The sequence below is a fragment of the Haloarcula sp. MBLA0163 genome, assembly GCF_055632435.1.
Genome location: NZ_JBVMVV010000004.1, coordinates 238,711 through 258,656, shown reverse-complemented (window position 1 = coordinate 258,656; position 19,946 = coordinate 238,711). Strand labels below are relative to the sequence as shown.

17 protein-coding genes and 1 pseudogene are annotated in these 19,946 nt (G+C 61.4%); 10 read left to right on the top strand and 8 right to left on the bottom strand.

Translation table 11 applies throughout. The features are described 5' to 3' along the window. The first annotated feature begins 563 nt into the window (after nucleotides 1–563). A complete protein-coding gene (locus ACV7GQ_RS19935) occupies nucleotides 564–821 on the top strand; it encodes a hypothetical protein (protein WP_470313422.1) in 258 nt (85 codons plus the stop codon). Nucleotides 822–857: 36 nt separating this feature from the next. Here the strand turns inward: ACV7GQ_RS19935 and ACV7GQ_RS19930 are convergent, their stop codons facing one another. The 3 genes from ACV7GQ_RS19930 to ACV7GQ_RS19920 form a co-directional block, all read right to left on the bottom strand. Next, nucleotides 858–1,517 (bottom strand): helix-turn-helix domain-containing protein, encoded by a 660-nt coding sequence (locus ACV7GQ_RS19930; protein ID WP_470313421.1) that lies wholly within the window; start codon nucleotides 1,515–1,517, stop codon nucleotides 858–860. Nucleotides 1,518–1,857: 340 nt separating this feature from the next. Further along, on the bottom strand, nucleotides 1,858–2,019 hold the full coding sequence (locus ACV7GQ_RS19925) for a hypothetical protein (protein ID WP_470313420.1): 162 nt from the start codon (nucleotides 2,017–2,019) through the stop codon (nucleotides 1,858–1,860). 262 nt (nucleotides 2,020–2,281) lie between these two features. Beyond that, the gene (locus ACV7GQ_RS19920; protein ID WP_470313419.1) at nucleotides 2,282–2,497 is read right to left on the bottom strand and encodes a HalOD1 output domain-containing protein; all 216 of its coding nucleotides are present in this window, start codon (nucleotides 2,495–2,497) and stop codon (nucleotides 2,282–2,284) included. A 408-nt stretch (nucleotides 2,498–2,905) separates the two neighbouring features. On the opposite strand from ACV7GQ_RS19920, the gene ACV7GQ_RS19915 reads away from it, so the two are divergent. Next, a complete protein-coding gene (locus ACV7GQ_RS19915) occupies nucleotides 2,906–4,849 on the top strand; it encodes an archaea-specific SMC-related protein (RefSeq protein ID WP_470313418.1) in 1,944 nt (647 codons plus the stop codon). Nucleotides 4,850–4,884: 35 nt separating this feature from the next. On the opposite strand, the pseudogene rdfA reads toward ACV7GQ_RS19915, so the two are convergent. The 3 genes and pseudogenes from rdfA to ACV7GQ_RS19900 all read right to left on the bottom strand — a co-directional run. Continuing rightward, nucleotides 4,885–5,460, bottom strand: a pseudogene (gene rdfA, locus ACV7GQ_RS19910) (rod-determining factor RdfA); the annotation flags it as partial. A 264-nt stretch (nucleotides 5,461–5,724) separates the two neighbouring features. Next, nucleotides 5,725–6,006: a DUF8028 family protein gene (locus ACV7GQ_RS19905; protein WP_470313417.1), complete on the bottom strand. Its 282-nt coding sequence runs from the start codon at nucleotides 6,004–6,006 to the stop codon at nucleotides 5,725–5,727. 231 nt (nucleotides 6,007–6,237) lie between these two features. Then, nucleotides 6,238–6,855, bottom strand: coding sequence for a class I SAM-dependent methyltransferase (locus tag ACV7GQ_RS19900; RefSeq protein ID WP_470313416.1), 618 nt, complete (start codon nucleotides 6,853–6,855; stop codon nucleotides 6,238–6,240). A gap of 226 nt (nucleotides 6,856–7,081) precedes the next feature. On the opposite strand from ACV7GQ_RS19900, the gene ACV7GQ_RS19895 reads away from it, so the two are divergent. The 5 genes from ACV7GQ_RS19895 to ACV7GQ_RS19875 are packed head-to-tail and all read left to right on the top strand — an operon-like array spanning nucleotide 7,082 to nucleotide 13,355. Continuing rightward, a complete protein-coding gene (locus ACV7GQ_RS19895) occupies nucleotides 7,082–8,875 on the top strand; it encodes an ABC transporter substrate-binding protein (protein WP_470313415.1) in 1,794 nt (597 codons plus the stop codon). Beyond that, nucleotides 8,872–9,840 carry an ABC transporter permease gene (locus ACV7GQ_RS19890; protein ID WP_470313414.1) on the top strand — a complete coding sequence of 323 codons (969 nt, stop codon included), beginning with the start codon at nucleotides 8,872–8,874 and terminating at the stop codon, nucleotides 9,838–9,840. Before ACV7GQ_RS19895 ends, ACV7GQ_RS19890 begins: the two co-directional genes overlap by 4 nt. After that, the gene (locus ACV7GQ_RS19885) at nucleotides 9,840–11,012 is read left to right on the top strand and encodes an ABC transporter permease (protein ID WP_470313413.1); all 1,173 of its coding nucleotides are present in this window, start codon (nucleotides 9,840–9,842) and stop codon (nucleotides 11,010–11,012) included. Before ACV7GQ_RS19890 ends, ACV7GQ_RS19885 begins: the two co-directional genes overlap by 1 nt. Continuing rightward, complete coding sequence (locus ACV7GQ_RS19880; protein ID WP_470313412.1) at nucleotides 11,012–12,073, top strand: ABC transporter ATP-binding protein; 1,062 nt, start codon at nucleotides 11,012–11,014, stop codon at nucleotides 12,071–12,073. The genes ACV7GQ_RS19885 and ACV7GQ_RS19880 overlap by 1 nt, the downstream gene beginning before the upstream one ends. Continuing rightward, the gene (locus tag ACV7GQ_RS19875) at nucleotides 12,066–13,355 is read left to right on the top strand and encodes an ABC transporter ATP-binding protein (RefSeq protein WP_470313411.1); all 1,290 of its coding nucleotides are present in this window, start codon (nucleotides 12,066–12,068) and stop codon (nucleotides 13,353–13,355) included. The genes ACV7GQ_RS19880 and ACV7GQ_RS19875 overlap by 8 nt, the downstream gene beginning before the upstream one ends. Nucleotides 13,356–13,404: 49 nt before the next feature. Here ACV7GQ_RS19875 and ACV7GQ_RS19870 read toward each other — a convergent pair whose 3' ends face one another. Next, a complete protein-coding gene (locus ACV7GQ_RS19870; protein ID WP_470313410.1) occupies nucleotides 13,405–14,712 on the bottom strand; it encodes a cytochrome P450 in 1,308 nt (435 codons plus the stop codon). A gap of 230 nt (nucleotides 14,713–14,942) precedes the next feature. Between ACV7GQ_RS19870 and ACV7GQ_RS19865 the strand changes: the two genes are divergently transcribed. After that, nucleotides 14,943–15,290, top strand: coding sequence for a DUF8109 family protein (locus ACV7GQ_RS19865; RefSeq protein ID WP_470313409.1), 348 nt, complete (start codon nucleotides 14,943–14,945; stop codon nucleotides 15,288–15,290). Nucleotides 15,291–15,338: 48 nt separating this feature from the next. Here the strand turns inward: ACV7GQ_RS19865 and ACV7GQ_RS19860 are convergent, their stop codons facing one another. Next, the gene (locus tag ACV7GQ_RS19860) at nucleotides 15,339–16,328 is read right to left on the bottom strand and encodes a ring-cleaving dioxygenase (protein ID WP_470313408.1); all 990 of its coding nucleotides are present in this window, start codon (nucleotides 16,326–16,328) and stop codon (nucleotides 15,339–15,341) included. Between the two features lie 309 nt (nucleotides 16,329–16,637). Between ACV7GQ_RS19860 and katG the strand changes: the two genes are divergently transcribed. Together katG and ACV7GQ_RS19850 are read left to right on the top strand one after the other, a co-directional pair. Further along, entirely contained in the window at nucleotides 16,638–18,770 is a 2,133-nt protein-coding gene (gene katG / locus ACV7GQ_RS19855) for a catalase/peroxidase HPI (protein ID WP_470313407.1), read from the top strand. A gap of 148 nt (nucleotides 18,771–18,918) precedes the next feature. Next, the gene (locus ACV7GQ_RS19850; RefSeq protein WP_470313406.1) at nucleotides 18,919–19,929 is read left to right on the top strand and encodes a WD40/YVTN/BNR-like repeat-containing protein; all 1,011 of its coding nucleotides are present in this window, start codon (nucleotides 18,919–18,921) and stop codon (nucleotides 19,927–19,929) included. Nucleotides 19,930–19,946: the final 17 nt, after the last annotated feature.

Sequence of the window (19,946 nt, the reverse complement as noted above, 5' to 3'; positions counted from 1 at the left end):
CACGGCGGGAACACACCCGAGTGTCACTCTACTGGTGACCTCTGTAACTGAGGTTGTCAGCACGGACCGGAGAAAAAAATTCTCAATTACCATATATAGTAACAAAAATGATTAGTCTGTGCAGCATGAAGGCCTACAGTACCATTCTCTATAGCAGCTGTTGCTCTGACATTGGTCTCCGGACTCAGCGACGCGAAGTAATGTTGATTCCACCGAACCGAACAGTGCGGACGAGACGGTCCTGACTGCTTTATGGTCGGACAGCGCTGCCGACTTCGTTCGCTCCGCCGTATCTTCCAATAACTCTGTCAGTGTTCAGCTGGTATTTCTTGGAGCGCGACGACTCCACGCTTAAGACATACCTTAAATTAGAAATAACGAAAGGTATCGAAAACAAGATATATTTTCACTCTCCGGTTCGACGTTGGCAGACGACACGACGAGCCGTTCAAATGACACGCTGGGGAGGCCTCGAATTTCTTGGTGGTCGGCACCATATTCCGGACGACACACGATACCTACCTTCCCGCGCGACTTATTGGATTGTAGCTGTTAAGGCCCACATGAATGCGATTCGGACCAAGCCAGGTCCGGCCGCCGCCTACGCGTTTCGGCTCGGCATCATCGCCGGTGCCGTCGTCGGACTTGCAGCGGTCGCGTTACTGTACAGTTTCGGTACCATCACTCCCGTGGTCGCTGGATACACACTCCTCGTCCTGTTTCCAGTCTATCTGGTGTTGGTGGCAACCGCCCTCAGTAAGTGGCTCGGCTACGACAAAGACGTGACGTCACTCAGGCCGGTCTACAGGCCCAAAGAGTAGAGGTAGCCACTACTGATTGGTGACCTGGTTGTGAAGTCACTCTTCGGTGTCGTCGTCGACGAGCGTGGCCCCGACGAGATTCCGCATCCCACGGCGCAGTCGGCCGCTCATGGCCGTCGATGACAGTCCAATCTCATCCGCTACCTCGTTGAGAGAGATGTCTCGTGGCTCTCCGAAGTACCCCTCTTCGTAGGCTATCCTCAGTGCGGTACGCTGTTCCTCAGTCAGGCCATAGGACTGTTCGCCACCGGTGTCGCTGTTGCCGTATATCTCTATGATGTCGAGCGCGATATCGTTCTCGTTGGCATACTCCCAGATAGTGTTCAGCGCCTCACGGTCGGGGAGTAGGAGACGTACCAGCCAGCCATGGCGCTTCGTCTCGGTGTGGACGAGGAACCCGTTGACGTCCGTGACGACGGTACTGATGAGCTTGGTCTCCGGCGAATGCTCGATATAGTAGATTCCGGTTCGGTCGGTCCAGTCGACGAGTTCGTAGCTATCGACTGTAGGGTCCTCGTCCAACGTCGCCTCCAACTCGTCTCTGTCATCGTATTCGATGAGAAACGGGAACACCGTCGAACCCGGGTCGGTGTTCCCCTGCGTGATCACTCGTATGTCGATGTCTTCGAGGGTCTGAAGCGTCGGGACGAGAGCGAGTCGTTCGTGTTCGATGTGTACTTTTGCTGTGATCGACATGTAACGTGCGGGACCTGTTGTGGCACCACCACCCAGCGAACCGGCCATCGGCCGTCACGTGGTGGCGCGTTCGGTCGTTCCCTGTTAAATGGATGTACACAACCTGCATACAATAGTGTTTAGATGTGACCGACGGCGTCCGCCCTGCCCTCCGGTAGCTTCACCGCCTGGGACGACCTGAGAATTCCCGCCAGCACAAACGACGGTGAATGGATATCGTCGTTACTAATGGCCACAGAAAACGTCGAAAAGTCCGACGATAGATCTCGTCGCAATTCCGGTGATAGGTGGCTCCATCTGAGTGACGAAGGGAGTCCCGTCGTTCACCGCGGGAAGTATGTCACTTGTTGTAACTGTCGGGGATGAGGACCACACCGTGGAAATCGAAGACGTCGGCGACGACATCCTCGATACGGTCCAGGTGTGGCGGGAGGGTGACGGCCGGCATGTAGAACTTCTCCGTCGTAGTCGTCTTCTCGTCTTGGGTTTTGATTTCGTTCATCTCATTTCTGTATAGCGGTTCCCACCGTATAGGGCTTGAGGAGTATAATTACGGGCCTTTATGTTGGAAAAATTGGCAATTTTTAATTAGGTAGGATACTGACCCTCTGGCTCACAGCGGAGACGACTCGGCACCAACCCCTCTGGGGTGGCTAAATTGACATCTACTGGAAACGTTCGAGAACTCCGGACCGTCCAGAGTGCGAAAACTACAGTGACGGTGAGTCGATTGTGTCGGTCAAATCGAGAGGCAGGCTGGCTATTCAGCTCTCTCTGAGGAAAATCTGTCCGGTGCTCTGAACGACGACGGTGTATTCGTAGTAGGAAAACGTAACACACCCGGGTGCGGTGGCTCTCTCCGATCCCGTCTCGAAGAGACTGTCGAGTGCATCGGGGTTTATACTCTCCCCTATCGGTGGTAACGATTCTCGCGACACACCGGCGTGCCTCGCGACCGCGTCGACAAGCGTCTCGCTCACACTTCGATCACCGTCCCACTGGTGACTGAGATGGTGGGTTGTTCCGTCGGAATCGTCCGTCCGTGCTACGCCCATGTTACTGTATAGCGCACCTGTATTTCATGGGTGTTGATGAGGAATATGAAACGTGTTTTTAAGCACAAAACGTACATACGATAGCGTACACAATTCGAGTACACGATTGGACACGCCAGTCACGATGCGGTCGACATTGAACGTCGATTGCCCGCCCACTGCCACCGAGTACGCCCTTGGCGGAGTCGACAACTAGACGGTGGAAGCGCTTGAACAGAGTGCAAGCGACGGCGACGTACCAGGCCATCCCGCCAGCGGAAATCTGGGGTCTGGGCTCCCGTGGCGGATGACCAGCGTCACGACCTGCCAAACACTCACTGAGGGAAGCTTACGATGGATACGACGAACGACGACGCACTGGAAACGAGCGAGACAGCTGATCACCTCGAACTTAGGGTGGAGAACGTCGGCGGCATCGAGAATGCGGAGTTAGCAATCACGGAGGGTGTCACGCTTCTCTCCGGTCGGAATGCCTCGAACAAGTCGTCACTCCTGCGGTCACTTGCAGGTGTGCTAGGAGGCCCACTGCCACCGCTGAAGAGCGATGCGGATGAGGGGCGAGTCAGTATGGCGCTCGGGGAGACGGAGTACCACGTCGAACTCGGCCGCGACGGGAGCGACACCGTCGTCCGAAGCGCTCATCAGTACTCCTCCGCGGACGATCTCTGTGAGTTGTTCGTCGCGCTGACCGAGACGAATCCGATACGACAGGCGGTACTCGCCGATGAGGACATCTACGAGTATCTGATGCGCCCCGTGGACACCGACGCCATCGAGTCAGAGATACGCCGCCTGACTGACGAGAAAGAGGCGCTGGACGACCGTCTGGCAGAACTCGATTCGATGGAGAACCGCTTACCGGGCCTTCGAACGCGAGAGAACAGCCTTCAGGAACAGCTCGCCGACGTCGAGGCGGAGCTGCAGGAGAAACGCGACGCTATCGAAACCCTCGAAGCGGAAGCCGACGACGGAAACGGCGAAACAGAGGCCTTGCGTGAGAAACGGTCCGAGCGGAACGATCTCCGACAGCGAATCACCAGTCAGGAGGCTGCTATCGAGGAGCTACAGTCGGAATTAGAATCGGTCACAGAGCAGTTGAACGCGACAGAGGATGTAGAATCCGAGTTTGACGTCGCGGATCTCGACGCCGAACTGGAGACACTCCACCAGCGGAAACAACGCCTCACATCGACAATCAACGCCCTGAGCCCCATCGTGGAGATGAATTCAGAGGTACTCGATGAGTCCACCGACATCCCGAGTGCCATGACGTCCGACGATATCGTCTCTGAACTGGACCCGGCTTCTCAGACCATCACCTGTTGGACGTGCGGCACCACCGTGGAGCGCGCCGAGATAGCAGAACAGGTCGACGCCGTCAAGAGCATCGTTCAGGAGAAACGCGCCGAACGGGATGCTGTCACCGACCGCATCCAGCGCCTCTCCGAACAGAAGCGTGACCTCGAGCAACGTCGAGAGAGCCGGGAAGAATTGCGCGCCCGGCACGACGACCTCCAAGACGAAATCGAGCGCCGAGAGAGGACGCTCGAATCCCTCGAAGCCGACCGCCGAGAGCTCGAAACAGAAATCGAAACCCTCCAGCGTAACATCGACGATGCATCCGCTGACGATGAACAGCTGGCCACGTACTACGACGAGGTGAGTGACCTTGAGTACGAGCGTGGGCAACTGGCCAGCGATATAGAGCGCATCGAGTCGGAGATAGCCGACATCGAGGCAGCACTCGCCGAGCGAGCGGACATCGAGTCAGACAGAGACGCCGTGGCGGCGGAGCTACGGACTCAGCGTGAACGTATAGAAGACCTCGAACGTGACCTCGTGAGCACGTTCAACGAGACCATGCAGCACGTCCTCGACACTCTCGAGTACGACTCGATAGAACGTATCTGGCTGGAGCGTCGCTCTCCGGGTGACCGAGGGACGTCAGCGACAGAGTTCGAAATCCACGTGGTCCGAGCAACCGATGACGGCACGGCATATGACGATACCGTGGACAACCTCAGCAAGAGCGAACGGGAGGTCATCGGCCTCATCGTCGCGTTGGCGGGTTATCTGGTTCACGACGTCGCCGAGGAAGTCCCGTTTATCGTCGTCGACGCCGTCGAGATGTTCGACGCTGAACGCATCCACGGCCTCATGCAACACTTCGGTGAGTCAGCAGACTACGTCGTCACGGCTGTCTTACCCGAGGAACGGGCACAACTGGACGGACGCTACGACACCATCTCTACGCAGTCGTTCGTCGCAGATTCCTAGGGCTCTGCAGCGTTCTCGGTGTTTTGGCAGGAGCAACCGCCCCGTTCCAAGAGCCCGGAGAACGTGTACTCGTCCCCACACTCAGCGCAAGCGACTCGTAGGCTCAACGTCACCGAAGGCGAGGGGATCGTCACCGACCCCTGTTCGGTGAGTCGGGCGATGGTTTGGTTGGTCACGGATTCGGTACGTGAGACGAGTTTGAGCACCGTGTTCCGAGCGCTATCGACTGAGAGCGTGCTGTCACGAGCAGTCGTCACGTCGAGGCAGTCGTTGAGATGCGTCCGGACAGTCTGGTAGCTCACGAAGTCGCCAGTGAGCGTCTCGGGGTCCAGTCCGTTGCGTTGAAGTCTGGACTTGGCGTCTATGCGCTTACCCGGACCGACGTCGTCGTCGGTCAGGAGACGGTAGAGGTTAGCCGCCTCACCGTCTAGAGTGTCCATCCCGGCAGCACGCATCGCCGACCGGAGTATCGCCTCGTTACAGAACCGTTCGAGCTCTCGCAGGCTATCGCCGTCGGCCCAGCGTTCCCGCAACTCGTCGTCCAGTTCGGTGAGCCCCCGCTTCTCGGCGACCCGGTCGACCTTACACGTCGTGCCCGACTCCGCTGACATTGTGTGGTAGTTAGACTGCCGCGGTTGATTAACCATGTGCTCTGGCCCGTACTCGGCACCCGAGCTATACCGACAACCATGGCCCCGATCTAGGGGAAACCATAGCCAACCACGGCACAGTGGCAGGCGGCCAGAACGTCTCTCTCAACGTTTGCGTGTACCTCTCGACCACGAACCTGCGATGGACGCACTGAGTTGAGCCGGTGTATTCCACTCGTCGGCTACTGGCACTCCTCTGGGTGTTGGGTGGAGGGTGTCAGAAGCTCATCTCTCCGGTGAGTGCTGCTGTCCGATGACCGCACAGAGGACGTTCAGAACGACTAGACCGCCAACGAAAAGCGGGGCCGTGGCGACGACGTCGGTCACGAGGGTCCCGAGTATGACCAACGGGAGGGGGATGGCTGTCCAGAAGGCCGTGGCTCGGATGCCGTTCAGGCACGCCTCCGAGGCGCTCGACACGAGCGCCCGGACGGACGGGACGGCGGTGGGCAACCGTGGCAGGGAGGGGTCGACGGTGGACATGAGTGCTTCGCGTGCTTCGACCATCCGTTGCTACCTCTATATAAACGAATGACCGTTAGTCCCGATTCAGAACCGTTCAACCGAAACGACCGGTTTTAGCCGCTTTACGGCCTCAGTGGCGTCCACCGAGACGCTGCAAAAACTGTTTAAACACATCTTAAACCGACGGAACCGAGATCCGTGTATTCCGGCGACACCGGCTCCGGACACTACGACGGACGAGCCCCTGCGAACACGCAGGCAAAGCTGCTGGGTTCACACGCCGCGGAACACGCGGATCGTGTCCCGTGCAGTCGGCTCCCGGATGAGCTGGGCGAATCCCAACTCCGAGAACACCTGTTTCCAGTTACGATGGTACAGTGGGAAATCGTCGTCGACGTAGCTCACTTCAGCGTCCGTTCGGCCGCGTTCGGGGCTGTTACCCTCGTTCTCGGCTGTCACCAGCAGGTCCCCACAGACTCGTGCAATCTCCTCGAACACCCACACGTCGTCCGGGTGGATGTGCTGGAGTGTCTCGACGGTGTAGACAACGTCGAAGCTGTCGTCCGGAAACTCCTCTACGAGGTCTTCGACCGCACCAGTGTAGAAGGTTCCAGTCTCGGCGAGTCGGGGATAGTTCTCGGCCATCACATCGAAAGAGTCGGCGTTGATGTCGATGCCGGTGAGGTCCTCGTACCCTCGGTCCAATAGATGCGCGAGGTGTCGCCCGGAGCCACACCCGATCTCCAGAATAGCGGCATCGTCAGACACGTAGTGGCCCAGCACGTCGACGAGCGTCTCGCTCACTTCGTTCGGGCCGATATCTGCGTAGTACGTCGGCGAGTACTTACCCGAGCGTTCGGCCCAGTCTCGGCGCACGTCGTCCGGTTCCATATCTGGGTTCACGCAGTCGAGGAGTAAATGGGCCTCGGACTCGCTTTGACGGGGAACCCGTGGCTGGTGGGTCACCTAACAGCATGACTCAGACGGTGGAAAAATCCAAATGGTTAATCTACTCACAGTTCTTCTGTGCTAGTCAATGTCAGGCGAAAGCGACGTTTCCCGGACGCTTTCGACGCCGACTCGACGAGATATACTTCGAACCTTGGGCATCGGTGCCATGGGCTCGGCAGCAGGCTGTAACGGATTGTTCGGTACCGACGGTAGCGATACCCAATCCGGCGCAACGGAGACCGAGGGTGGCATCGACGGGACGGGCGTGCGGAGACCGTCCGGTGAGTTCGTCGGCGTTGCGGGGTCCGACGCGAACTCGCTGAATTGGCTCTTTACGAACGACACTACGTCCGGAGCGTTCGTCGGTCTCACACTTGACGGCGCGTGGGCCGTCGACGAGGACCAGAACGTGTTCCCGCTCTGGGCCGAGCCATCGACAGAGGACGGACAGACCTATCGAATCACGCTCCGTGACAATCTCCGATGGGGCGGCGGGTACGGACGGATGACCGCCGGCGACTGGGTGTACATGATACGGAACGTCTTCCAGGGTGAGGACAACTGGGCTGGTTACACGAACGCCGGGGACTGGTTTCGGCAGGGCGAGCCCATTCCGGTCGAGCAGCTGGACGAGCTGACCTTCGAGATACGCTTGCCAGAGGTCGACCCCTCGTTCCCGCTCAAACCAGTCATGTGGGGGCAGAGCTGTCTCCCGAGGGGGATACTTGAGACGTACGTTCCAGACAGGGACACTCAGGGGCTCCAGCAAGACGAGGAAATCAACGAACTCCAGTACACTGGCAACCTCGGGCCGTACACCTTCGAAGAGTGGGAACGGGAATCGCAGTACGTCACCACGCGCAACGACGAGTACTACATCCGGGAGGTCGACGACGTCGGTGAGGAGTGGCGCAACGTCCCGTATTTCAATTCGTACACGATACGAATCATCGCGGAGGAGTCCTCGCGATTGAACGCGTTACGCGAAGGCGAAGTGACAAGCGCGGGTATCCCCCCACAGAACGCCCGTGAGTTTCAGGACCTCGAATCGGTCGACGTGTACGTCCAGCCGCAACCGTTCGTACAGGCGATAAAGTACAACATGCGGGCGAATGGCTGGCGACTGTTCAGGAAGATACCGGTCCGGCAGGCGTTCGCCTGTGCCGTCGACAAGCAGACGCTAGCTGACAACTTGTATCGCGGGTTCGCCGAACCGGCTTTTACGATGCAGCCTCGCTTCTCGAAGTGGTACGTCGAAGATGGCATCGAGCCGTATCGCTTCGGGGTCGGCGACCTCTATGGATCCGAGCCGGCGAGAAACAGAATGCGGCAGGGCATCGAAGACACGGAGTACCGGTACGACGGTGACACCCTCGTCGGCCCCGACGGGTCGGCGGTGACGCTCTCGTTGTACGCCAGCTCCGCCAGTAGGACAAACCAGACGCTGGCGGAACTAATCGCTCAGGAGGTCGACGCAAACCTCGGTATTCGCGTCGGAATCGAGACGGTTCCCGGCAACACGTTCCAGCAGCGGTACGCTGCGAACAGCCCCCGGAGTGGGGCGGAGGTCCCGTGGAGCGCCGGCGCGTTCAACGGTGGTCCACGTGACCTGTCCGTCAGTCAGGAACCGTGGGACATGTCCGTCGTCCTCGGGTTCAACACCTACCCGCGAACGCCGAGTTCGAGTGCTTCGTTCTTCAGCACGCGGGGGACGATCAACTATTACGGCTATGTCCCCGAGTCGAACATCCCCGAGTTGTATGCCGAGGCCTCGCGCACTGTCGACGAGGACCAGCGACGTGACCTGTTCGCCGAAGTGTTCGAACAACTCGCTCGTGAACAGCCGTTCGGGTTCCTGCTCATGCCCTCGAACATCGTCGGTGCACAGGACGAACTCGTCGGGCCGACAGAAACGTTCGCGAGCGGCTGGAACTCACAAACGTACTACTTCGAGTCATGAGGTGGTACGTTGCCCGGCGGCTGCTTTGGGCCATCGTCGCGACGTTCGTCATCCTCTCGATTACGTGGGTCCTGCTGTACGTCACAGAGCAACAGGCGCTTACGAGCATCCAGTTCCAGGCCGCAGTCTCCGGTGGTGACGCGGAGGCCGCCAGAGCGGCATACGAACAACAGCGCGGCCTCGACCGGCCACTGTGGCAACAGTACACCGACTACATGACCAACATGGCGACGTTCAACTGGGGGTACAGCACCTCGCGGGGACAACCGGTCACTGCAGCCATCGCCGATGCCCTGCCCTACACGATGATGTACTCGGTGCCGTGGACGATTCTCACAGTAACACTCGGACTCTCTATCGGCCTCTACTCGGCGACCCACCAGTATTCCCGGTTCGACTACGCGGCGACGTTCGTCGCGTTCTTCGGATACGCGATTCCGAACTTCTGGTTCGGCATCGTCCTCCTGGTTATCTTCGGCGTCCACCTCGACGTCGTCCCGATCGTCTTCGACCCGGACGCGCCGGTGTTCAGTCTGGCCAACGCCAGGCAACTGGTTCTCCCGGTTTTCGTGCTCACGACGGGGTCGATAGCGAGTCTGACGCGGTACACTCGCGCAGAAGCGCTGGAGTACGTCGAGGCGACGTTCACGAAGACCGCGAGGGCGAAGGGTGTCTCGGAGCGACGAATACTGCTGTTGCACGTGCTCCGGCCCGCTGCAGTGCCGCTTTCGACGATTCTCGTGGCTGACCTGCTGGGACTGTTCATCGCGAGTTCCTATCTCGTCGAGGTAGTGTTCGGCATCCCCGGACTTGGACAGCTGAGTTTCAAGGCCATCCAGAATCAGGACACTCCACTGGTGTTGGCGACGACCCTCGTCGGCGTGTTCATCGCTGTCGTCGGCAACCTATTGCAGGACGTCGCCTACACCGTTCTGGACCCCCGCATCGACTACGGTGACCGTTGATGAGTACCGATCCACCCCGCCGTCGCTTCGAGGACATCGACTGGGAAGCGAGTCACGGTATCACCCTGGGCCGACGGACAGCGGGGTTCCTGACAACGTTAGCGGCCCTCGGGGTCGTCTTCGCGTTCGACTACGTTCGGGAGGCCCCGCTGTTCTCGCCGAACCCACTGTTCAGCGACGGCTGGGACCTGACCCAGCTGGATTGGTTGTTCGTGGTCTCGCTGACACTGTTCGTCTTCTACGTGCTCGTCCCGCTAGCGACCCATCGCCGGATGACTGCCCACTACTGGCGAGAGTTTCGGAAGAACCGGGCTGCCGTGGTCAGTCTGGGGTTCCTGATCGGCGTTTTCGCCCTGGGACTGGTCGGGCCGCTCTTCGTCGGCAAACCACAGGTCGCGCTCCCACAGAGCTATCAACCGCCGGTCGGCCTCGGCGTCGACAGCACTGTCCCCCTCAGCTGCGTCGGTGACGTGGCCGGGGGTCGCTGTCACGGGAGCTGGCAGTTCCCCCTCGGGACGACGGGTGACGGCAAGGATATCCTCTCGCTGGTCGTCCTCGGGATGCGTGTCTCGATTCGAATCGGCCTGATAACCTCGTTTCTCATCATCAGTATCGGTGCGACGGTCGGCACTGTCGCCGCTTACGTCGGCGGCCTCGTCGACGAGGTATTGATGCGCTACGTGGACATCCAGCAGGTCTTCCCATCGTTCCTGCTGTACCTCCTCCTCATCTACCTCTTCGGCGGGAGTCTATTGATGTTCATCCTCGTGTTCGGTCTCCTCAGTTGGGGCGGGACGGCCAGACTCGTGCGAAGCGCGGCCCTCCAACGGTCCGAGGACGAGTACGTCGATGTAGCGCGCTGTGGCGGCGCGAGCACCGCACACGTCATCAGGCGGCATATCCTGCCGAACGTCTCCGGAACGGTCATCACGAACCTGACGTTGCTGATTCCCGGCCTCATCCTGTTCGAGGCGGGTCTGGCGTTTCTCTCGCTCGGCGATCCGACTATACCCTCCTGGGGTCAGACGATTGCTGCCGGGCGCTCGGACCTCCGGACTGCGTGGTGGATCTCCACTGTCCCCGGTGTCTTTCTGTTCCTGACGATTCTAGCGTTCAATTTCGTTGGTGACGCACTGCGGGACGCGCTCGACCCACGTTCGGAGGTAGAGTGATGCGACAGCAACACGACCGAAGGACCGAGAGCCAACAGGGGACCCCGCTCCTGTCCGTCCGTGACCTCACCGTCGAGTTCGATACCGACATGGGGCCACTTCGAGCGGTCGACGGCGTCGACTTCGACGTCGAGCGGGGTGAGACGGTCTGTCTCGTCGGCGAGAGCGGCAGCGGGAAGACCGTCACCGCCGAGACGATCACGAAGTTGATACGGATGCCTCCCGGTCGTGTCGTCCGCGGCGTGGCCGAACTCGACGGCCGCGACCTGCTTTCGCTCTCCGAACGGGAACTCAGAAAGGTCAGGGGCGACCGGATCGCGCACGTTTTCCAGGACCCACAGCACGCGCTCAATCACTGTTTCACCGTCGGCTGGCAGATCCGCGAGGCGATACAGGTCCACGAGGACGTGAGCGACGGCGCGGCCAGAGAGCGGGCGCTCACGCTCCTTGACCAGGTCGGGATTCCGGACGCGACGACGCGGTACGACGATTACCCGCACGAGTTCTCCGGCGGCATGAAACAGCGCATCGTCGTCGCCATGGCACTCGCGGCCAACCCGGACCTCCTCATCGCCGACGAACCGACGACGGCGCTGGACGTCACGATTCAAGCGCAGGTACTGGCACTTCTCGAAGAGGTGCAGACCGAGTACGACATGTCGATCCTGCTCATCACCCACGACCTCGGCGTCGTCGCCGAACTCGCCGATCGTGTTGTCGTGCTGTACGCTGGGAAAGTAATGGAGCGCGGGAGCGTCTACGAGGTGTTCGACGCCCCGGCGCATCCGTATACGCAGGTGCTGTTCGATTGTCTGCCCGGTCGAGGCCGACCCATGCGGAGTATCCAGGGGCGGCTCCCTGACCTCCACAATCCTCCCGAAGGCTGTCGGTTCGCCGACCGATGTGACTACGCGCGCCACGAGTGTCACACTGGTGACCAGCCCCCGCTCTACCACGTCGACGACACACAGTCCCAGACCGCGTCGTGTGTCTACTACGGCCCCACCGGTGACCAGTCGGTGCTCAGAGACGGTCACAGCGCCGGTGATTCAGATGAGTGACCCGCCACTGTTCGAGGTAGAGAACCTGACGAAACACTTCCCTATCACCGAGGGCGTGCTCAGGCGACAGGTCGGGACGGTACAAGCCGTCGACGGCATCGACCTCTCGGTCCGACGCGGCGAGACGGTGGGCCTCGTGGGCGAGTCCGGTTGTGGGAAGTCGACCGCGGCGCGGACGATGCTCCGCCTCGAAGAGCCCACCGCTGGGTCGATACGCTTCGAGGGCGAGGAGGTCACCGACCTCTCCGGACGCGAACTCAAGGCGTTCCGCCGGAAGGCTCAGATGATATTTCAGGACCCGAGCGCCAGTTTCGATCCGCGGATGACCATCGGCGAGTCAGTCGCCGAACCGCTCGTGATACACGGCGTAACCGACCGTGAACTCCGGCGGGAGGTGGTAGCCGACCTTCTGGAACGCGTCGGTCTGTCGGCGGACGACGTCGACCGGTATCCACACGAGTTTTCGGGCGGTCAGAAACAGCGCGTCGCCCTGGCCAGAGCACTCGTGCTCAACCCGGACCTCCTCATCGCCGACGAACCGACCAGCGCACTCGACGTGTCCGTCCAGTCGGCGATTCTCGGGTTACTGGAGGACCTGCAGCGGGAGTTCGGGCTCGGTATCGTCGTCATCACCCACGACATGGGTATCGTCCGGGAAATCTGCGACCGAGTCGCCGTGATGTACCTGGGCGAGATCGTCGAGTGTGCCTCGACGACCAGCCTGTTCGACTCGCCACAGCACCCGTACACGCAGGTGCTCGTCGCCTCGATACCGACGCTGGACCCCCGGAAACGCGGCACTCGGGTCGAGCTACGTGGTGATGTACCGTCCGCGAGCGACCCACCCAGCGGCTGTCGGTTCCACACCCGCTGTCCGAAGGTCATCCCGCCGCCAGAATACGACATCGACCAACAGACGTGGCGGGCGGTCCTCGACTTCCGCCGTCGCCTCGCCACGGACGGCGTCGACCCAGACACTGTCCGGGAATTCGTCGCTGCCGAATCGGACAGACCGGTCGAGGCGGTGACCGACGACCAGGTCCGGACGGCCATCCGAGCGGAGTTCGACCTCCCGGACGCGCTCGGAGACCCGGATGCCGAGGACGTTCTTGACACAGCGCTGTCGCAGGTCCTGGACGGCGATGTGTCCGGCGCACACCACCGTCTCGAAGCATCGTTCCCGACGGTCTGTGCCAAAGAGAATCCAGGGGAGGTCTGGGTGACCGACGACCATCGAGCGGCCTGTCACCTTGTCGAACCCGGGACCCTCCGACAGACGTAGAGGACCTCCCAGATTCTCGACTCGGGGTCGAACCTCTGGGTCGCGATGCTCAGGTCCGGTCGGAGATTCCGAGACGTACCGGGTCCGCTGGTTGGGTCGTCATCTGGGGGTTCACCTCGATACCGTCCGCCGCCTCGAGGTGATACCGGCGGCCGACCTCGGCCAGGACGGTCTTCGCTTCGAGGCGAGCGAAGTGTCGGCCGATACAGATGCGTGACCCCGCCCCGAACGGAACGAACGCGTAGCCCCGGTCTCTCGGTGAGGTTCCGGCCCATCGCTCGGGGTCGAACGTGAGCGGGTCGTCGTAGAACCGCGCATCGCGGTGGAGGCACCAGACGCTGAGCAAGACGGTCGATTCCTCGGGAAGTGTGTAGTCGCCGACCTCGACCGGTTCGGTCGTCACCCGTGGAATCGCGTGGACGGGAGGATACAGGCGGAGCGTTTCGTTGACGATCCGGTCGAGATACTCCAACTCCTGTAACTGGTCGAACGTCGGCGACCCATCGACGACAGCGTCGATTTCGGCGTGGAACTGCTCGGCGACCTGTGGGTGTGTCGCGAGCTGGTGGAGCGCGTACGTCATGGCGAGGGCCGTCGTCTCGTGGCCGGCGAACAGCATCCCGACTACCTGATCGAGCACTTCCGCCTCGTCGTACGCCGAGTCCGGGTCATCACGCAACTCGGCCAGCGTGGCGAGTAGACTTTCCGTTCGCGGCGCCTGACCTGTATCTGACAGCAGGGTTCGCGCTCGGTTCCGCAACTCTGTGCTGCCGCGATTGAACTTCCAGCGCGCCGGTGTCGGCACCCACTCGGGCAGAGCCCACGACGTCGGTTTGAACCACAGATTGAGGTCGCGAGCGGCAGTCGAAAGCTCCGCGATTTCGCTGTCCGTGAGTGACTGTCCGAGTACCACCTGAAACAGATTCTGTAGAGCGACTGCCTTCATCTCCTCGTCGATACGCACAGACGTGCCGGCGGCCCAATCACCGATTCTCGCCTCGGCGATGTCCGCCATCGTATCGGTGTGGTCGGCGATACGTCGCGGACTGAAGAACGGCTCCATCGAGTGACGTTGCCGCCGCCACTGGTCACCGTCGACCGCGAGGAGGGCATCTCCGAACGCTACCTCGAAATCGTCCGGCTTGGCGAACTTCTCCGGGTCGGACAACGCCGTCCCGACGTAGTCCGGATGCGCCAACACGAACACATCCTTGCCGAGCAGCCGCATCCGGAACGCGTCGCCAGTAGAGTCCACAGACTGTCTTATGAAGCCGAAAGGGTCGCGCACGAAGGCCGCCGTATGCCCGACCATCGGCGTGGTCGGTGGCGTCGGCGGCCGGGTGTTCGTCCGGGCCATCTACTCTTGACGTGAACCCCGGCAGGCAAAGATGTTGGTTCTCCAGCACCGCTTCGGCAACTGAGTACACCTCTGCTCCGGGAATCAGCCGACGAGCCAACGCATGGGGGACCGTGACGGCAATGCGGCCTGAACAATACATGGAGAACAGTTGCGTCTCCCAAACGAAACCCAGCGTTCCCAAGGATGCAGTCCCAAGAGATACGTGCAATCGATTGGTACGGCCTGCTATGACTCGCTACGAGACGCTACTCGAAGTGGAACTGGACGAGTGGGAGGACGGAACAGGTGTCCTCCAGGTCGTCAAACCGGACGACGCCGACGAGGCGCAACTCCGGTTCTGTTACTACAACGACGACGGTCGGTTCACGAATCGGCCGCTCAGCCTCGTTCCCGACGAGGACGTGGTCGAACGGACGACGGAGATGGTCGAGAACCTCGGCTACGTCGCTCGGACGTTCGACCCGGAGGAGATTCGGGAACTGGTAGACGTGCTCGGGGAAGAACGCGTCGTCGAACTCGCCCAGCTGGTCGATACGCTGGGCGAGGCGCGGCTCTCAGAGATTCTGGCGAACTGAACGAAACAGTACCGCCTCACGATTGGTGTTGAACTGTACGAGTGGTGCTCAGTCGTCTGCCTCGGCTCGCGACGCTCGTGGCACAGTGACGTCGGTGAGCCCTGTCTCTATTTGCTCACGCTGGGCCTCGAACTTCCCGGGGAGGACCAGCCGCTCCCCGAGCTCCTCGAGTGGTTCGTCGTCCGTGTAGCCCGGGCCGCTGGTCGCGAGTTCGAACAACACGCCCCCGAACTCACGGAAGTAGACCGACCGGAACCAGTGGCGGTCTATCTGCTGGGTCGGTCGCAGCCCCGCGGACTGGACGGCTTCGCGCATGGCTTGCTGGTCCTCGTCGGTCGGCGTCTGGAAGGCGACGTGGTGGACCGTCCCGTGGCCCTGACGCCCCCCTTCGATGGTCGGGAGGACGTCGACGTACTTGCCGACGGGTCCCGAGGCGGCGAATCGGGTCCGCTCGTCGCCCGGTGTGTCGCCCTGTGCCTGCTCCGTCCCGACCTCTTCCAGACCCATCGTCCGAAGCAGGTCCTCGGTGGGCTCGGGGTCGGCCAGCCATAGCGTCACCGAGTGGAACCCGCGGATGGCGTACTCCTCCGGAACGAACTCGGTCCACGGTACGGTCGGGTCGTCGTCGGGAATGTCGCTTTCGACGAGTTCGACCGGCAGGCCGTCCGGGTCACGGAACTGGAGGACTGTCTCCCCGAACCGTTCGATGCGGTCGTCGTAGTCGACGTCGTACTCCTCGAACCGCCTCTCCCAGTAGTCCAGACTGCCCTCCGGGACACGGAACGCGGTCCGGGAGACCTGTCCTGAACCGACCTTCCCCTGTGTGAGGTCTTCCCACGGGAAGAAGGTCATGCTCGTCCCCGGCGTCCCTTCGGCGTCTGCGAAAAAGAAGTGGTAGGTACCAGGGTCGTCCTGATTGATGGACCGCTTCACGAGACGCAGCCCGAGCGTCTCGACCCAGAAGTCCATGTTTCGCTGTGGGTCGCCAGCGATGCACGTTACGTGGTGGATGCCCGGTGTGGGGGTTGGGTCTGCCATTACGCAGTGTAGGCGTCGAAGCTACTTCAATACGTGCTGACGTGAGTGTTACCGGGTAGTAGCGGTGGTCCTGCTCGATGCATCTGTCTGGCACGTTGGAAGCCTGGTAGGCGAGATCTGTGAGAACATGAATCGCAAACGTTTGCCGCGCTGGTACGTCGAGGGAAGGACACATCGGATTTATCTGATCGAGGGATTCAGAACTACAGACGACAGATATTGATAAATGCGAAAGTTCGATTTGGGGTACGGCAATATTTTATTTCCGGAGTGGACAATTTTATCAGGCGAAGGCGACAAGCCCCGTTGATGAAAGGCTCCAACAAGGACTGGTGGCCGAATCAGTTGAGCTTGGATATTCTCGACCAGAACGCCCGCCAGGCCGGGCCGATGGGCGAGGAGTTCGACTATGCGTCGGAGTTCCAGCAACTCGATCTCGACGAAGTGAAGGCGGATATCGAAGAGGTGATGACCACCTCGCAGGATTGGTGGCCGGCCGACTACGGCCACTACGGTCCGCTGTTCATTCGGATGGCGTGGCACAGCGCGGGAACGTACCGCACGAGTGATGGCCGCGGCGGCGCCGATGGCGGTCGACAGCGGTTTGCCCCTCTCAACAGCTGGCCGGACAACGCGAATCTGGATAAGGCTCGCCGACTGCTCTGGCCCGTCAAACAGAAGTACGGCCGCAAGCTGTCGTGGGCGGACCTGATTGTGTTGGCCGGGAACGTCGCGATCGAATCGATGGGTGGCAAGACGTTCGGCTTCGCCGGCGGGCGAGAAGACGCGTTCGAGCCCGACGATGCCGTCGACTGGGGCCCGGAAGACGAGATGGAGACCAACGAACGGTTCGACGCTGCCGGTGAGATCCAGGAGGGCCTCGGTGCCTCCGTGATGGGACTCATCTACGTGAACCCCGAGGGTCCGGACGGTCAGCCCGACCCCGAGGCCTCGGCGAAGAACATCCGGCAGACGTTCAGCCGGATGGCCATGAACGACGAGGAGACGGCCGCGCTCATCGCTGGTGGTCACACGTTCGGCAAGGTCCACGGCGCCGACGATCCCGAGAACCTCGGTCCCGAGCCCGAAGCCGCGCCCATCGAACAGCAGGGCCTCGGCTGGGAGAGCGACTACGAATCAGGTAAGGGTGCCGACACCATCACAAGCGGCATCGAGGGCCCGTGGACGCAGTCGCCCATCGAGTGGGACATGGGCTACATCAACAACCTGCTCGACTACGAATGGGAGCCGGAGAAAGGACCCGGCGGCGCGTGGCAGTGGACGCCCAAAGACGACGAGCTGGAGGACACCGTCCCTGACGCCCACGACCCGTCGGAGACGCGGACGCCGATGATGCTGACGACGGACATCGCTCTGAAGAAAGATCCGGATTACCGGGAGATTATCGAGCGGTTCCAGGACAATCCGATGGAGTTCGGCATCAACTTCGCCAAAGCCTGGTACAAGCTGACCCACCGAGACATGGGTCCGCCGACCCGGTTCCTCGGTCCGGAGGTGCCCGACCAAGAGATGCTGTGGCAGGACCCGATACCCGATGCAGATTACGGTCTGGTTGGGGAGGACGCGATTGCGGATCTCAAGGCCGAGGTACTCGAATCAGACCTGTCTACCTCAGAACTGGTCAAGACGGCGTGGGCATCGGCTTCGACGTACCGCGACAGCGACAAACGCGGTGGCGCGAACGGGGCCCGGATTCGGCTCGAACCGCAGAGAAGCTGGGAGGTCAACGAGCCCGACAAACTGACGACGGTGCTGGAGACGCTGGAGGACATCCAGGAGGACTTCAACGCCTCTCGCTCCGACGGGACGAAAATCTCGCTGGCAGACCTCATCGTGCTGGGCGGCAACGCGGCCGTCGAGCAGGCGGCACAGGAAGCTGGCTACGACGTCGAGATCCCGTTCGAACCGGGTCGCACAGACGCCTCTCAGGAGCAGACCGACGTCGAGTCCTTCCAGGCACTCAAACCGAAGGCTGATGGGTTCCGTAACTACCGAAGTGCGGAGACCGACCGACCGGTCGAGGAACTGCTGGTCGATAAGGCTGACCTGCTCAACCTGACGCCCTCGGAGATGACCGTGCTGGTGGGCGGGATGCGAACGCTCGACGCTACGTACGGCGAGGCTGACCACGGGGTCTTCACCGACCGGCCGGGGACGCTGACCAACGACTTCTTCGTGAACCTCCTCGGGATGGACTCGGAGTGGGAACAGGCCGGAGACAACCGCTACGAGATCCGCGACCGTGCCACCGGCGAACTGGAGTGGACGGCGACCCGCGCAGATCTCATCTTCGGTTCGCACTCCCGCCTTCGAGCCATCTCGGAAGTCTACGGGAGCGAGGACGCCGAGGAGCAGTTCGTGCAGGACTTCGTCGACGCCTGGCATAAGGTGATGACCCTCGACCGTTTCGACCTCGAGTAGGCGGGCGAAAGACACGACCGTCGGGAGTGCCAACCGGTCGCTGATGCCCTCTCAGTCCGGCCGGGCGTCCCCGACGGCGTTCATCCGCCGCTACACCAAGACGTGGATACACGCCCTCGCGACCGCAGCGTTGACTGCCTTCGGGACGTTGACCTTCATCGACCCGCGTTTCGCCGCGGTAGCAATCGCGGCGTACACGCTGCCCCCGATCGTACTGTACTTCCGTGGGACCATCGAGACGTCGTCGACCTCGTCGACAGAGTCCGAGCCCGCCGGAGGCTCGACACCTCCAGCGGAGTGGACGCTCGAAACAGTTCCGACCGATGCCCATCTCCACGACGTCGCTATCGCCGGTACGTCCGCATACGCGGTCGGAGAGGACGGCGTTGTTCTGGTCGGCGACGATGCGGGCTGGTCGTCGCTGCTGTCGAACGGACCCAGAGCCCAATCCAGTTCACTCCGAGCGGTGGCTAGTGCTGGGGACGACGGTGTTTGGGTGGCCGGTGCGAGCGGGACGGTGGCTCGTATCGATGCCGAGACGGAGCGGCAGACAGACCACTCCGAGCCGGCGAGCGATACGTCGAACCTCGTCGATGTCGCGGCGACTGCCGGGGAAACCGGTGAAGTCGTGGTTCTCGCAGACGGTTCGGGACGTATCCGCCGGGGGGTGTATCAGGGCGGCGAGATGGTCTGGGCCGACCCAGCCGTTCCCGGAAGTGGGTCCAGTATCGCGGGTATCACGTTGGTGGACGACTCGGTCGGGTGGGCCTGTGACACGAGTCAGAAGGTCTTCCGGACTACCGACGGTGGCCGGACGTTCGAGCAGATTCCTGTTGATGCTGTTCCCGGAACCATGACCGACGTCACGGCGACTGGCGAGGAATCCTGGGTGACAACCGACAGTGGCTCCGTGTGCCACTACGATGGCGATACGTGGACGCCTCGGAGCGTGGCCGACTGTGGACTGCTGTCGATAGCTGGCGGGGACCGAGCTTCGCTGATAGGTGGCGAAGACGGGACGCTCTACGAGTGGGTGGTCGATGAGGAGTGGGAGCGAGCACTCACCCCCGCCACAGCCGCGATCGACGGAGTCGCAGCGACCGAAACGCTCGCCGTCGGCGTCGGACCCGACGGGACCGTTCTCGAACGACGGAACTGAAAGCAGGAGCAGATATC